Origin of the sequence: Actinomycetospora rhizophila (genome assembly GCF_042657905.1) — a bacterium.
Lineage (GTDB): Bacteria > Actinomycetota > Actinomycetes > Mycobacteriales > Pseudonocardiaceae > Actinomycetospora > Actinomycetospora rhizophila.
In genome coordinates this window covers 84,587-98,776 of sequence record NZ_JBHSKG010000005.1, presented here as the reverse complement: position 1 = coordinate 98,776, position 14,190 = coordinate 84,587, and the positions used below count along the sequence as shown (strand labels likewise).

General features: G+C 75.9%; 13 protein-coding genes. 6 read left to right on the top strand and 7 right to left on the bottom strand.

What is annotated here, in order from left to right; genetic code table 11:
* Positions 1-182: 182 nt before the first annotated feature.
* Entirely contained in the window at positions 183-1,511 is a 1,329-nt protein-coding gene (locus ACFPK1_RS11830; protein WP_378021122.1) for an MFS transporter, read from the top strand.
* A 1-nt stretch (position 1,512) separates the two neighbouring features.
* Here the strand turns inward: ACFPK1_RS11830 and ACFPK1_RS11825 are convergent, their stop codons facing one another.
* Positions 1,513-2,445, bottom strand: a complete 933-nt coding sequence (locus ACFPK1_RS11825) for a cupin domain-containing protein (protein ID WP_378021121.1) — start codon at positions 2,443-2,445, stop codon at positions 1,513-1,515.
* 82 nt (positions 2,446-2,527) lie between these two features.
* Between ACFPK1_RS11825 and ACFPK1_RS11820 the strand changes: the two genes are divergently transcribed.
* Positions 2,528-3,367, top strand: coding sequence for an NAD(P)H-binding protein (locus tag ACFPK1_RS11820; RefSeq protein ID WP_378021120.1), 840 nt, complete (start codon positions 2,528-2,530; stop codon positions 3,365-3,367).
* 124 nt (positions 3,368-3,491) lie between these two features.
* Positions 3,492-5,318: a glycosyltransferase family 4 protein gene (locus tag ACFPK1_RS11815; RefSeq protein WP_378021119.1), complete on the top strand. Its 1,827-nt coding sequence runs from the start codon at positions 3,492-3,494 to the stop codon at positions 5,316-5,318.
* A gap of 4 nt (positions 5,319-5,322) precedes the next feature.
* Here the strand turns inward: ACFPK1_RS11815 and ACFPK1_RS11810 are convergent, their stop codons facing one another.
* The 3 genes from ACFPK1_RS11810 to ACFPK1_RS11800 are packed head-to-tail and all read right to left on the bottom strand — an operon-like array spanning position 5,323 to position 8,255.
* Positions 5,323-5,625 (bottom strand): AtuA-related protein, encoded by a 303-nt coding sequence (locus tag ACFPK1_RS11810; RefSeq protein WP_378021118.1) that lies wholly within the window; start codon positions 5,623-5,625, stop codon positions 5,323-5,325.
* A complete protein-coding gene (locus ACFPK1_RS11805) occupies positions 5,609-6,901 on the bottom strand; it encodes an acyclic terpene utilization AtuA family protein (RefSeq protein ID WP_378021117.1) in 1,293 nt (430 codons plus the stop codon). Before ACFPK1_RS11805 ends, ACFPK1_RS11810 begins: the two co-directional genes overlap by 17 nt.
* Positions 6,902-6,914: 13 nt before the next feature.
* Positions 6,915-8,255: a CitMHS family transporter gene (locus ACFPK1_RS11800; protein ID WP_378021116.1), complete on the bottom strand. Its 1,341-nt coding sequence runs from the start codon at positions 8,253-8,255 to the stop codon at positions 6,915-6,917.
* A gap of 99 nt (positions 8,256-8,354) precedes the next feature.
* Between ACFPK1_RS11800 and ACFPK1_RS11795 the strand changes: the two genes are divergently transcribed.
* Entirely contained in the window at positions 8,355-9,278 is a 924-nt protein-coding gene (locus ACFPK1_RS11795; protein ID WP_378021115.1) for a LysR family transcriptional regulator, read from the top strand.
* Here the strand turns inward: ACFPK1_RS11795 and ACFPK1_RS11790 are convergent.
* Together ACFPK1_RS11790 and ACFPK1_RS11785 are read right to left on the bottom strand one after the other, a co-directional pair.
* Positions 9,275-10,318, bottom strand: a complete 1,044-nt coding sequence (locus ACFPK1_RS11790; RefSeq protein ID WP_378021114.1) for a DUF2332 domain-containing protein — start codon at positions 10,316-10,318, stop codon at positions 9,275-9,277. The two genes, ACFPK1_RS11795 and ACFPK1_RS11790, sit on opposite strands and share 4 nt — an antisense overlap.
* Before the next feature lie 30 nt (positions 10,319-10,348).
* Positions 10,349-11,188 (bottom strand): helix-turn-helix transcriptional regulator, encoded by an 840-nt coding sequence (locus ACFPK1_RS11785; RefSeq protein WP_378021113.1) that lies wholly within the window; start codon positions 11,186-11,188, stop codon positions 10,349-10,351.
* Positions 11,189-11,372: 184 nt separating this feature from the next.
* On the opposite strand from ACFPK1_RS11785, the gene ACFPK1_RS11780 reads away from it, so the two are divergent.
* A complete protein-coding gene (locus ACFPK1_RS11780) occupies positions 11,373-12,332 on the top strand; it encodes an SDR family oxidoreductase (RefSeq protein WP_378021112.1) in 960 nt (319 codons plus the stop codon).
* Positions 12,333-12,407: 75 nt separating this feature from the next.
* Complete coding sequence (locus ACFPK1_RS11775) at positions 12,408-13,289, top strand: bile acid:sodium symporter family protein (protein WP_378021111.1); 882 nt, start codon at positions 12,408-12,410, stop codon at positions 13,287-13,289.
* 4 nt (positions 13,290-13,293) lie between these two features.
* Here ACFPK1_RS11775 and ACFPK1_RS11770 read toward each other — a convergent pair whose 3' ends face one another.
* A complete protein-coding gene (locus tag ACFPK1_RS11770) occupies positions 13,294-14,043 on the bottom strand; it encodes an SDR family NAD(P)-dependent oxidoreductase (RefSeq protein ID WP_378021110.1) in 750 nt (249 codons plus the stop codon).
* Positions 14,044-14,190: the final 147 nt, after the last annotated feature.

Below are 14,190 nucleotides of genomic sequence, written 5' to 3'. Positions count from 1 at the left end.
CGGTGGCTCCACGACGCCTCCCCGCGCTTCCACGGTCGTGTGACCGTCCTCACGCTAGGGCGAGGGAACCCGTCTCTCAATCGTCCAAGTCGCGCACGTCCTGGCGACATCGCGAAGCGCTCCGTATGGTACCCGTCACACACGGCGACCGATTCCGCCTCGCGGAAGTCAGGGGTTCACCGATGCCTCCCGCTCCGAGTGCACCGCAGGTCCCGACGGCGAAGGAGACCCGCCGCGTCGCGGGCGCGACGTTGATCGGGACGTCGATCGAGTGGTTCGACTTCTTCGTCTACGGCGCCGCGGCCGCGCTGGTCTTCGGGAAGCTCTTCTTCCCGACCGCCAACCCGCTCACGGGCACGCTGCTCGCCCTCTCGACGTTCGGCGTCGGCTTCGTCGCCCGGCCGTTCGGCGGCGTGATCTTCGCGCACTTCGGCGACCGGATCGGCCGCAAGTCGATGCTGGTCCTGTCGGTGGTGCTGATGGGCGGCGGCACCTTCCTCGTCGGGCTGATGCCGACGTACGCGACGATCGGGATCGCCGCCCCGATCCTGCTCGTGCTGCTGCGGATCGTGCAGGGCATCGGGCTCGGCGGCGAGTGGGGCGCCGCCGCGGTGATGGCGGTCGAGTACGCGCCACCGAAGCGCCGCGGGTTCTTCGGCAGCTTCCCCCAGACCGGGGTGCCGGCCGGCATGCTCACCGCCAACCTGTCCCTGCTGATCATGTCGGCGCTGATGTCCGACGAGGCGTTCCTGTCCTGGGGCTGGCGGGTGCCGTTCCTGGCCTCGATCGTGCTGGTCGCGGTGGGCATCGTCATCCGGCTGCGGGTGGCCGAGTCGCCGGTGTTCGAGCAGGCCAAGTCGGCCGGGAAGATCGAGCGGCAGCCGGTGCTCGCGGTGCTGCGCCGCCAGCCGCTGAACGTGCTGCGGGCCGCGGGCCTGCGGTTCGCCGAGAACAGCACCTTCTACATCCACACCACGTTCGTCCTGACCTACGGCACCGTCGTGCTCGGGATGGCCCGCAGCGACCTCCTGCTCGCGGTGATCGTCTCGTCGGCCCTCGGCCTGCTCAGCATCCCGTTCTACGGCTGGGCCGCCGACCGCTTCGGGCGCCGCCCGGTCGTGCTCTGGGGCTCGCTGGTGCTGCTGCTCATGAGCTGGCCGTACTTCTGGGCGCTGGACACGCGCGAGCTGCCCTGGATCATCCTCGCCACCGTCATCGCGGTGAACATCGGCAACTCGGCGGTCTACGCGCCGCAGCCCGCCTGGTTCTCCGAGCTCTTCGAGCCCGAGGTGCGCTACAGCGGGGCCTCGATCGGCGCGCAGGGCGCCAGCGTGTTCGCCGGCGGGCTCGCGCCGGTGATCGCCACCGCGCTGCTCGACGCGACCGGCGGCTGGGGCTGGATCGCGGTCTACATGTCGGCGATGGTGCTGATCACGATCGTCGCGGCGCTGTTCTCCCCCGACCCGTACCGGACGTCGACGCAGCGGACCGCGGAGGCGGTCGCGGCCTGAGCTACGCGCCGACCGGGAGGCGGCGGTACTCGCTGGGGCTGACGCCGCGGGTGCGCTTGAAGGCGGCGCTGAAGGAGAACGCGTCGGCGTAGCCCACGGTGCGCGCGACCTCGGCGATCGTCGTCGTCTCGTCGTCGGTCAGCAGGTCCGCGGCGAGCGTCATGCGCCACCCGGTGAGGTAGGTCAGCGGGGGCTCGCCGACGAGGTCGGCGAAGCGCTTCGCGAGCGTCGCGCGGGACACGCCGGCGCGGCGCGCCAGCGCCGACACCGTCCACGCCGCCGCCGGCTCCGCGTGCAGCAGGCGCAGCGCGTCGCCGACGACCGGGTCGCGCTGGGCCGAGTACCACGCCGGCGGGTGGCCGCCGGGCCGGTCGAACCACTCGCGGATCGAGCACACCAGCAGCCAGTCCAGCAGCCGGTCGAGGACCACCTGCTGGCCGGGCCGGTCGGTGGCGACCTCGGCCGCGAGGTGCTCGAGCACGGGGTCGCCGGAGCCGCCGGAGCCCGTGCGCAGCACCGGCGGCAGCGCGTCCAGCAGCCGGCGGCTGATCTCGCCGCGCACCGGGTAGGCGCCGGTGATCAGGGTCGTCGCGCCCACGCCGCCGGGGTCGTCGTGCCAGCCGCGACGGTGCCGCGTCCCGCCCTGCTCGGGCGTCGCGCAGAACGCGCCGCACGCCAGCGGCTCGGCGTCGGTGCCGGGCTCGTCGACGAAGGTGAACGTCCCGGGCCCCTTGACGATGAGCGTCTCGCCGACGCGCAGGAGCTCGGGCGGGCGGCCGTCCGGGACGATCCACCCGGAGCCGCCGAGCACCGTGCACAGGGTGAGCGGGGCGCCGTCGACGAAGTGCAGCGCCCAGGGCGCCGTCAGGGTCGAGCTGCCGAACAGCGAGCCCTGCGCGCGCACCCCGCGGAACATGTCGCCGAACGCGTCCACGCCACCGAGGTTAGACGATCGGACAGGGGTCCGGGCGTCTCACCGATGGCATCGTCCGGCGTCGCCGCGTTCCCTCGGGGACATGAGCAACGACGACCTGGTCCTCGTCCTCGGCGCGACCGGCAAGACCGGACGCCGGGTCGCCGCCCGGCTGCGGCTGCGGGGCGCCCGGGTCCGCGCCGCGTCCCGCTCGAGCGCGACCCGCTTCGACTGGTCCGAGCCCGACGGCTGGGACGCGGCCCTCGCGGGCGTCACCGCGGTCTACCTGGTCGCCCCCTACGAGCCCGGCCCCGTCCCCGCGTTCGTCGCCCGCGCGCAGGCCGCCGGCGTCCGGCGGATGGTCCTGCTCTCGGGGCGCGGCGCCGACTCCTGGGGTGACTCGGGGTTCGGGCAGGACATGCTCTCGGCCGAGGCGGCCGTGCGCGGCTCCTCGCTGGAGTGGACGGTGCTGCGGCCGTGCAACTTCGCGCAGAACTTCGACGAGGAGCTCCTGCACGCCCCCGTCCTCGCCGGTGACGTGGCCCTCCCCGCCGGCACGCTCGTCGAACCGCTGATCGATATCGAGGACGTCGCCGACGTCGCGGCCACCGTGCTGCTCGAGCCCGGCCGCCACGCCGGGCGGACCCACGAACTGACCGGGCCCCGGGCGCTCACCTACGCCGAGGCCGTGGCGCTCATCGCCCGCGCGACCGACCGGCCGATCACCTACCGGCAGGTCGGCCCGGCCGCGCACACCGCCGCGCTGGTCGGTCAGGGCCTGGACGAGGAGTCCGCCCGCACCATCACCGCGATGTACCTGCTCATCGGGCGCGGGGTGCTCGCCGAGCCCACCGACGGCGTCGCCGCCGTCACCGGACGAGCGCCGCGCCCCTTCGAGGACTACGTGCTGCGGACCGCGGTCACGGGCGCCTGGACGCGCTGATCACCCTTCCGGGCGACACCCCGGAGGCCTTGTCTCGTTGGAACCGGAGACCGCCGCTCGTCACCGCGGGTGACCGAGGCACCCTCGGTCACCGGAGGGGCGGACCGCCCCGGGGAGGACACCCATGGTCTCGGCGATCGACGCGCCACGGCAGCAGGGACCGGACTCGCTGGTCCGGGTGCTGCTGCCCCTGGTCGCCGTCGTGGCGACCGTGCCGCCGGCCCTGGCCGGACCGCTCACCCCGGCCACGTCCTCGCCCGAGCTCCTGCTGGCCGGCGGCGCCGTGGTGCTCGCCGGGGTCGGGCTGGCGGCCGCCGGGACCTGGCGGCTGCTCGGCGCCGGTGCCCGGGCGATCCCGGCGGCCGGCGTCCTCGGCGCGGCGGTGATGCTCGGTGAGGGCATCGCGATCGGCGGCGAGCTCGCGCCGCCCGGCACGCCGGGGATGCTCTACGGAGCCGCGGGCGGTGCGCTGGCCGGGGCCGGGCTCGTCGCCGTGCTCGTGCGCTGGTGGCACCGGTCGCGGCGCGGCGGGCCGGTCCCCGGCAGCCTGCGCGGCCCGCTGCTCGTCGCCGCCGCGATGCTCGTCGTGCTCGTCGTGACGCGGGAGTCGGTCCCGGCGTGGCTCGTCGCGGTCGGCGTCGTCGCGCTCGTCCTCGGCGGGCTGCCGCTGCTGCTCGCGCACGTCCGCGCGGGGACCCCGCGGGCCGCGCTGGCCGTCGACCCCGTCGTGGCCCCGATCGCCGAGCCCGGGCCGCGCGCCGCGGACGACCCGTACGCGACGGTCGAGGTGGACCCGCCCGGCCCCGGCCCGGCCGTGCCCCGGGGCCCGACGCTGCGGGTCCTGCACCTCGCGGGTGCGGAGCCCGACGGCGCCGCCGAGCTCCACCGCCGCCTCGCCGCCGCCGGGCACGAGATCACCGTGCTGAGCCCGCGGTCCCCGGACGCCCACGACCGCATCGAGCAGCACGGCCCGGGGATGGTGCGCTGGACCCACCCCGTGCGGCGCAGCTGCACGCGGTCCGGGCGGATGCTGTCCTACCTCGCCGCGGCGGTCGTCGCGGCCCGCCACACCCGCGCCGACGTGGTCGTCGAGGAGCTCGCCGCCTCCCCGGGGCCGCTGGCGGTACCGCGGTGGACGACGCGCCCGGTGGTGGCGCTCGCGTCGTGGCTGCCCGACCCGGTGCCGGCGGACCGATCGGCCCACCTGCTGCGCCTGCGGTGGTGGGCGATCCGCGGGCACCGTTCGGTCGTCGTGCGCTCTCCCGCCGCGGCCGATCTGCTCGCCGCGGCGCGCTGCCGCCCCGACGTCGCCGTCGTCGGCGACGGGATCGACCCGGCCGCCCTGCGGACGACGCCCCGCCACCGCGAGGACGAGGTCGTCGTGCGCGTCGGGCGCCTCGGCGCCGGCCCTGACATCGTCCGCCCGCTGCTCCACGCCTGGGCCCGGGCGGTGCCGTCGGCGACCGGCCGGCTCGTGCTGCTGGGCTGCGGCGCCCACGAGGCCGACCTGCGCGCGTGCGCGGCGCAGCTGGGCCTGGGCGAGCACGTCGTGTTCGCTGAGGAGCGCGACGGCGAGGCCCGGCACGCGTGGGTGGCGTCGGCGCGGATCGCGGTGGTGCCGCCGGGCGCGCCCGAGAAGGCGGCGCGGGCGGTGGCGCTGGAGGCGCTCGCGGTCGGCACGCCGGTGCTGGGCCCGGACACCGCGGCGCTGCGCGAGGTCGTGCCGTCCCCGGTGGGCGTGCTCGTGCCCGCGACCGCGGACGCCCCGCTGCTCGCCGACGCGCTGGGCGCGCTGCACGCCGACCGCGCGCGGCGGACCGCGGCGCTCACGCAGGGCCCGGGGCTCGCGCGCGCCCACGACCTCGACGTCCTCGCGGGCCAGGTCGCCGACGTCTACCTGGCCGCGGTGCGGCGGGGGTCGATGGCGACCCCGCACCTCGTGCGGCGCTGACGCCTCACAGCTCGAGCGCCAACAGCCGCGAGCTCAGCGACTTGCCGTGGGTGTCGAGGGCCGTCGACACCGTGACGCCACCGCCGCGCACCCCGGTGCACACGAACTGCAGCGCGGCGACGAGCGGCAGCTCGTGGCGGACGACCTCGCCGCCGATCCACGGGTCGAGGTGGGCCCGGACGCGGTCGGCGGTGAGGGCGCGGACCAGCTCCGGGTAGGCGGCGTCGTCGTGCGGGACGACGGTGAGCGTGGCGACGGTGCCCTTGTCGCCGGCGCGGCAGTGGGCGAGCTCATGCAGCAGCACCACGGGCCTCCAGGAGAGCGGTGCGCGGCCGGACCGCGCCGCGCGGGACGAGGGTGGAGAGCACGCCGAGCACGGGTGTGTGGTGCACGCGCACGCCCCCGCCCCCGGCCGGGCCGTTGGTGTAGAGCGCCTCGACCTCGTGCCCGACCGCGTCGAGCACGTCGAGGTCGTCGCCACGCGCCGCGACCCGCAGCCGGGCGTCGTCGGGGCCGCCGAGCACCTCGATGCGCGGCGTGACCGGCAGGCCCGCGAGCCGGGTGGCGACGACGTCGGCGGCCAGGCGCCCGCGGGCTCCGGCGCCGGGACCGAGGTAGGAGATCTCGGCCTCGACCCGGGTGCCGGCGCGGTGCCCGACGGTGACCTTGAGCCGGTCGGGACGGGGTCGCCCGCGGGCGCCGTGGACGCGGACCCGGTCGGGGCCGGCGTCGTCCACCCGGACGCCGCGCAGGTCGAGCAGCACGTCGGGGGTGACGTAGCCCGCGGGGTCGGTGACCTCGTAGAGGAGCTGCTCGCGCACGGTGTGCCGGTCGAGGCGCCCGCCCGTGCCGGCGAGCTTCCCGTAGGACGCGGTGCCGTCGGCGGCGACGTCGGCGAAGGGGAAGCCGAGGTGGGCGAGGTCGGGGACCTCGAGGTGGCCGGGGTCGGCGGCGTACCCGCCGGTGAGCTGCCCGGCGCACTCGAGCAGGTGGCCGACGAGGGTGCCCGCGGCCGTGCGCCCGACGTCGTCGGGCGCCCAGCCGAGGCGCTGCGCGAGCGGGGCGAGGAAGAGCGACGGGTCGGCGACCCGCCCGGTGACGACCACCTGCGCGCCGGCCTCCAGCGCCGGCGTGATCGCGTCGGCGCCCAGGTAGGCGTTCGCGGAGACGATCTCGCCGTGCTCGCGCAGCGGGCGGCCGTCCTCGAGGGCGGGGGCGTCGAGGTCCAGCGCGGCGAGCACGTCGTCGCCGGTGACGACGCCGACCGTGGCGGCGGACCCGAGCTCGTCGAGCATCCGGCGCACGACCAGCCCGGCCGCCGGCGGGTTCGCCGCGCCCATGTTGGTCAGCACCCGCGTCCCGCGCGCGAGGACGACCGGCAGCAGCGGCGCGAGGCGCGCGGTCAGGCGGGGGTCGTGGCCGGCGTCGGGGTCGGCGAGGCGGCGCTGCTGGTCGAGCGCGATGGTGCGCTCCGCGAGGCACTCGAGGACGAGGTCGTCGAGCCCGCCGTCCCGGGCGAGGTCGACGGCCGGATCGATGCGGTCGCCGGCGAACCCGGCGCCGCTGCCGATCCTCGTGGTCACGGTCGCTCCCTCCTCAGATCGCGCCGGTCAGCAGCGCGACGGCGGTCATGACGAGCGTGGTCCCGAACGCCCAGCCGAAGACGAAGCGCTGGTGCGCCCCGAAGTCGACCCGGGTGAGGCCCACGAGGATGAAGGTGGAGGCGGTCAGCGGGCTCAGCGGGAAGCCGGTGGTCATCTGCCCGAGGATGGCCGCGCGGGCGACCTCGGCGGGGGCACCGCCCAGGGCCGCCGTGGTCTCGGCGAGCACCGGCAGCACGCCGAAGTAGTAGGCGTCCGGGGTGAAGACCAGCGACAGCGGCATGCCGGTGACCGCCACGATCGCGGGCAGCAGGCCGCCGGCCCCGGCGGGGATCACCGACACCAGCGCCCGCGCCATCGCCTCGATCATCCCGGTGCCGCCGAGGATGCCGGTGAAGACGCCGGCCGCGAAGATCATGGTGACCACGAGGACGACGCTCCTGCCGTGACGCTCGAGGAGCTCCTGCTGCTGCGGCCAGCGCGGCGCGTTGATCAGCAGGGCGACCACGAACGCGCCGATGAACACGACGGGCAGCTCGGCGAGCTGGAGGAGCAGCACGACGAGCAGGGCGAGGGTGACCACCGCGTTCAGCCAGAACCGCACGCGGTCGGCGCGGGTCCGCACCGGCGTGCGGGTGAGGGTGGCGACGGTGCCGTCCTCGTCGTCCGGCTCCTGCTGCTCCGGCGTGGCACCGGGGGTCCCGGGGTCCTCCAGCGTGACCACCCCGAGGCGCTTGCGCTCGGCGCGACCCAGGATCCAGGCGACGAGCACCACCCACGCGATGCCGGCCGCCATGGCCGGGATGACCGGCACGAACACCTCGCCGCCCGAGAGGTCCAGTGCCGCCATCGCCCGGGCGGTCGGGCCGCCCCACGGCACCATGTTCATCACGCCGGCGCCGAGGCAGATCACGGCGGCCAGCACGATCCGGCGCATCCCCAGGCGCTCGTAGATCGGCAGCATCGCCGTCACCATGATCAGGAAGGTCGAGGCGCCGTCCCCGTCGAGGGCCACCAGGACGGTGAGCACGGCGGTCCCGACGCAGATCTTCATCGGGTCGCCGCCCGCCCACCGCACGACCCGCCGGATCGCCGGGTCGAAGAGGCCCGCGTCGATCATCAGGCAGAAGTAGAGGACCGCGAACGTGATCATGATGGCGACGGGGGCGACCTGTTCCAGGCCGTCGAGCACGAGGTCGCTGAGGTCACCGCCGGCGCCCACGGCCACCGCGGCGACCGCGGGGATCACCGTGAGCGCGAGGAGGACCGACACCCGCCCCGAGAGCACGGCGACGAGGAAGACGGCGATGGTGATGAATCCGGCCGCGGCGAGCATCGTCGACCTCCGGGAACGGGGTGGGACGAGAGGTGACGATGGCCACGCTCACCTATGCTCGTCAAAGACCTGTTCCTCATCGATTGATGTCCGAAGCACATGGACGTGACGCTGCCGCAGCTCCGCGCGGTCGTGGCCGTGCACGAGGCCGGTGGTTTCACCGCGGCCGCCTCGTCCCTCCACGTCGCGCAGCCGTCGCTGAGCCGCACGGTCGCCGAGGTCGAACGACGTGTCGGCACGGCGCTGTTCACCCGCACCACCCGGCGGCTCGAGACGACACCGGCCGGGCTCGAGCTCGTCGCCGCGGCCCGGCGGGTGCTCGACGGGCTCGACGAGGAGATGCGCCGGTTCTCCGACTACCTGGCCGGCACGCGCGGCCGGGTCCGGATCGCCACCCTGCCCTCGCTCGCGGCACTGCTGCTGCCCGGCGTGGTCGCGGTGTTCCGCGCGGCGCGGCCCGACGTCGACGTCACGCTCTCCGACGCGCTGGCCGACGAGGTCGTCGAGCACGTCCGCGCCGGGCGGGCGGACCTCGCCGTGACGGTCGTGTCCGTCTCGACGAACCCCCTCGACGACCTCGCCGTGCGCCCGGTCGCCGAGGACCGGTTCTGCGCCCTGGTCCCGCGGTCGCACCGGTTCGCCGGCCGGGCCCGGCTCGCGTGGCGCGACCTCGCCGGCGAGCCCTTCATCGACTTCGACCCCACCACGAGCATCCGCCACCACGTCGACCACGCCTTCGTGACCACCGACGTCCGGCCCCACCGCGTCGTCGCCGCGCGCAACATCGCCGCGGTGGCGGGGCTCGTCGCCGCCGGGCTCGGGATCACCGCGGTCCCCGGGCTCGTCGTGCCGCTCACCGGGTTCGCCGACCTCGTCGCGGTCCCGCTCGACGACCCCGTCGTGGTGCGGCGCATGGCGCTGGTGCACGGCGAGGTCGCCGCACCGGCGGCCGCCGCCTTCGCCGACCTGCTCATCGCCGGGCGCGACCGGCCGACGTTGCCGGGGTTCGCGGACTGGCTCTAGTCCGCCAGCCACGACAGCAGCCGGCCCCGCGACCAGCAGCGGCCGACGGCCTCGGCGCGCATCCGCCGGTGCTCGAGGATCGCCAGGCCGAGGACGCTGTGTCCCGAGGCGGGGCGGTCGCCCAGGGTCGGGACCGCCGGGGCGACCCCGACCCCCTCCGCCGACACCCAGGCCACGGGCCGGTCGGTCGCCGCCGCGTCGAGGCGCTGCAGGAAGCGCAGGCGGTCCGCGCGCGGGAGCGCCGCCAGCGTCCAGGTCGTGGTGACGATGGGCAGGGCCTCCGCCGGCACCGCGGCGAGCGCGTCGGGGAGCAGCTCGAGGGGGTCGCCGCGGCGCAGCATCCGCGGGCTCGCGGCCGCCAGCGTGACGAGGGTGTCGAGCTCGGCCGCCCGCTCGTGGTGGTCCGGGGGCACGCAGGCGCGCAGCCAGCGGGCGTCGTCGGGTTCGGTGACGTCGACCGGGTCGGGATCGAGGCCCACACGCGCGACGACCTCGGGGACCGCCCGCGCCGGGACGGGACGGTCCCCCACGACCGACGCCGGCTGCGGCACCGGCGACGCCGCATCGCCCAGGGTTGGTCCGCCGTCGTAGGTGGCGCCGATCCGGTCGACGACGAGGTCGAACCCCGCCCCGCACCCGACGTCGACGAGCGCGACGGCGCTTGCGCCGCCGCGGTGGGCGGCCTCGGCGATCACGGGGAGGAGGACGGGGGCGTGGGCGGCCCCGTCCCGCGTGGTCCGGCGGCGCGCGACCAGGTCCGCGACGGCCCCGGGCATGTCCCGGAGGGTGGCGACGGCGGCCTGCGCGGCGGCGTCGGGGTCGCCGGCGGCATGGGCCGCGGCGAGCGCCGGGGCGCGCCCGGCCAGGGCGAGGTCGTGCAGCGCGGCGAGGACCAGGGCGGGCGCTCGCCGGCGTGCCGGCGCGGTCCCGATCGCGCGCAGCGCGGCGTCGTCGGCGCCGATGGCGGCCGCGACGCGGGCGGACAGCGGCGACGCGGTCTCCCCGTGCTCCCGGTACCGCTGCGCGAGCGTCCTCCCCACGGCGTCAGTCGTACCGGAGCGCGGCGCCCCTCAGTGCATCGCCTGCGCACCGATCACCGACAGCAGTTGCAGCTTCTCGTAGCTCTCGCTCCCCGGGACGGCGGTGTAGACGAGCAGCGACTGCGACTGCTGCGGGTCGAGCAGCGACTGGCAGTTGAGGTCCAGCCGCCCGAGCTCGGGGTGCACGAAGTGCTTGACGTCGTGCGGGCGGATGCCGACCTCGTGCTCGTTCCACACGGCGCGGAACTCCTCGTTGTCGGCGAGGAGGAGCTCGGCGAGGTACGCCGCGCGCGACTCCCGGCCCCGCCGCCCCATCACCTCGCGCAGGCCCGACGCCCACATGCGGGAGAGGAAGTCGTGGTCCTCGGGTGCGTAGATCGCGCGGGTGGCGGGGTCGGTGAACCAGCGGTACCCGATGCTGCGGGCCGGCCCGGTGTAGCTCGTGAGGTCGCCGACGAGCGCGACACCGAGCCGGGTCTGCCGCAGCGTCTCGCCGAGCTCGGTGACGATCTCCGCGGGCGTGTCGTCGAGACGGTCGAGCACGCGCAGCATGCCGGGGCTGATGTGCTCGGCGACGCCGCCGCGGGCGCGCGGGTGGTGCCCGGCGAGGCGGAACAGGTGGTCGCGCTCGTCGAGCGAGAGGTGCAGGCCCTGCGCGATCGAGGCGATCATCTGCTCCGAGGGCTGCGGCCCGCGCTCCCGTTCGAGGCGCGCGTAGTAGTCGGTCGACATGTGGCAGAGGGCGGCCACCTCCTCGCGGCGCAGCCCGCTGGTCCGGCGACGCTGCCCGCGCGGGAGGCCGACGTCCTCCGGCTGCAGCGACTCCCGGCGACGCCGGAGGAACTCCGCCAGCCCGGCCCGATCGATCACGGTGCGGTCCTCTCTCGGTGGTGCCCCCGTTCGTACCGCCTGCGCGCCACGGCATCCACGACCCGCCGATCCCCCCTTCCGTGATCGCGGAGAGGGGGATCGGGAGGCCGTGGCTGTCCTCGCCGCGACGCCGGAGTCTCGACGGCAGACCCACCCAGGGCCCCGTCCACGGAAGGACCCCGAGATGCCCCGCACCCGTCCCGACATCACCCTCCCCGGTCTCGCCCCGCAGCGCGCCGTCGTCACCGGCGCGAGCGACGGCATCGGCCTCGGCATCGCCGCGAGGCTCGCCGCGGCCGGCGCCGAGGTCGTCCTGCCCGTGCGGAACCCGCGCAAGGGCCAGGCCGCGCTCGAGTGGATCCGCGAGCGGGCCCCGAAGGCCACGGTCTCGCTGCGCACTCTCGACCTGTCCTCGCTCGCGTCCGTCGCCGCGCTGGGCGAGACGCTGCGGGAGGAGGGCCGGCCGATCCACATCCTGATCAACAACGCCGGCGTCATGACCCCGCCCGAGCGCCAGACCACCGCCGAGGGGCACGAGCTGCAGTTCGGCACCAACCATCTGGGCCACGTCGCCCTCGTGGCGCACCTGATGCCGCTGCTGCGCGCCGGGCGCGCCCGCGTGACCTCGCAGGTCAGCATCGCCGCCCGCCGCGGCACGATCAACTGGGACGACCTGGACTGGGAGCGCTCCTACGACGGCATGCGCGCCTACTCCCAGTCGAAGATCGCGTTCGGGCTGTTCGGGCTCGAGCTCGACCGGCGCAGCAAGGCCGGCGGCTGGGGCATCACCAGCAACCTCTCGCACCCAGGGGTCGCACCGACGAGCCTGCTCGCCGCCCGCGAGGAGGTCGGACGGTCCTCGCCGGCCCGGGGCCGGCGGCTCATCGGCGCCCTGTCGGCCCGCGGCATCCTCGTCGGCACCCCCGAGTCGGCGGGGCTCCCCGCCCTCTACGCCGCGGCCTGGCCGGGCGCCGAGGGCGGCCGGTTCTACGGGCCGAGCGGCCTGGGGAACGTGGGCGGCCCGCCCGCGGAGCAGAAGCTGTACGCCCCGCTGCGCAGCGAGGAGGAGGCCCGGCGCGTGTGGGAGGTCTCCGCGGAGCTCACCGGGCTCTCCCTGGAGGCGGGCGTCGCGCCGGGGCGCTGAGCCCCGGGAGGCTTGTCCGGAACGTCCCGCCTGTCCGACCATGGGCGCGCCGCCGCCCACGCCCGGGGAGAGTCGATGGACACCGCGCTGACGACCGTCGGCCTGCCGCTCGCGCTGGCCGTGGTGATGTTCGGGCTGGGGCTCTCGCTGACCGTCGGCGACTTCGGGCGGATCGCCAAGGAGCCGCGGGCCGTCGGGGTGGCGCTCGCGACCCAGATCCTCCTGCTGCCCGCGGTGTGCTTCGCCCTGGTCGTGGGCCTCGGGCTCGACCCGGTGCTCGCGGTGGGCATGATGCTGCTGGCCGCCTCCCCGGGCGGGACGACGGCGAACCTGTTCAGCCACCTGTTCCGCGGCGACGTCGCGCTGAACATCACCCTCACCGCCGTCAACTCGGTGATCGCCGTGGTGACCCTGCCGCTGGTGGTCAACCTCGCCGTCGGGTGGTTCGCGCCGCCGCTCGGCGGGTCGGTCGGGCTCCAGTTCGACAAGGTTCTCCAGGTCTTCGCGATCGTCCTGGTGCCGGTGGTCCTCGGCATGCTGGTGCGCCGCCTGTCGCCGTCCGCGGCCCGGCGCGCCGAGCGCCCGGTGCGCATCCTGTCGGCGGTGGTCCTCGTCCTGGTGATCGCGGGCGCGCTGCTCGCCGAGCGCGAGAGCCTGGGCACCTACCTCGCCGACGTCGGCCTGGTCACCACGCTGTTCTGCCTGATCAGCCTGGGCGCGGGGTTCCTGGTGCCGCGGCTCTTCCGGGTCGGGTACCGGCAGGCGGTGGCGTCGGCGTTCGAGATCGGCATCCACAACAGCACGCTCGCGATCGCGGTGGCGCTCACGGTGCTCGGCGACGAGCGGCTCGCCGTGCCGGCGGCGGTGTACGGCGTGCTGATGTTCCCGCTCGCGGCGGGCGCGGGCTACCTGCTCTCCCGCCGGGCGCCGGCGCGGGAGCCGACCGTCGCCGCCTGAGGCCCTAGAACAGCCCCGGGTTCAGCGGCGACGCCGCGGTCAGGCCGCCGTCGATCGTGAAGAACTGCCCGGTGACGTAGCGCGCCTCGTCGGAGGCCAGCCACGCCACCAGGTTCGCGACGTCCTCGGGCTCCCCGAACCGCCCCACCGGCAGGCGGGCGAGGGCGTCGCGACGGGCCGCGCCGGGGTCGTCGGCCAGGGCGAAGGCGTCCTGCGACATCGCCGTCATGACCCACCCCGGCGCCACCGCGTTGCAGCGCACCGCGGGTCCGTGGTCGACCGCGATCGAGCGGGTCAGGCCGTGCACGAACGCCTTCGACGCGTTGTACAGCGCGAGCGACGGGTCGGCCACCTCCGCCGAGGTCGAGCCGAAGTTGACGATCACGCCCCCGTGCGCGGTCATCGAGGGCAGCACCGCCCGGCACAGGGCGAACACCCCGCGGCAGTTCGCCCCGACGACGAGGTCCCAGTCGTCGTCGGTCGAGTCCGCCACGGTCTTCTCGAGCTGCACCCCGGCGTTGTTCACCAGCAGCGACACCGGACCGAAGGCGGCCTCGGCCTCGGCCACGAGACGCTCCGCCTCGCCGGGACCCGCGACGTCGGCCCGTGCCCACCGCACACCGGGCGGCAGGTCGCCGGGGTCCGCGGATCGCCCGCAGGTCAGGACCTGCGCGCCGTCGCGGTGCAGGCGCTCGACGACGGCGCGCCCGATGCCCCGGCCGCCGCCGGTGACGATCGCGGTCCGGGTGCTCATCGACTCAGCGTGCCGTGTGCGCCGGCCCACCCGTGCGGTTGGGACGCCGAACGAGACGGGTACTCGTCCGGCGCAACGGTCGACCCCTCCGGCCGCGCAAGCGCCCTCGCCCGACCGGGACCGCGTCGGGGTGGAGGGCGTGGACCC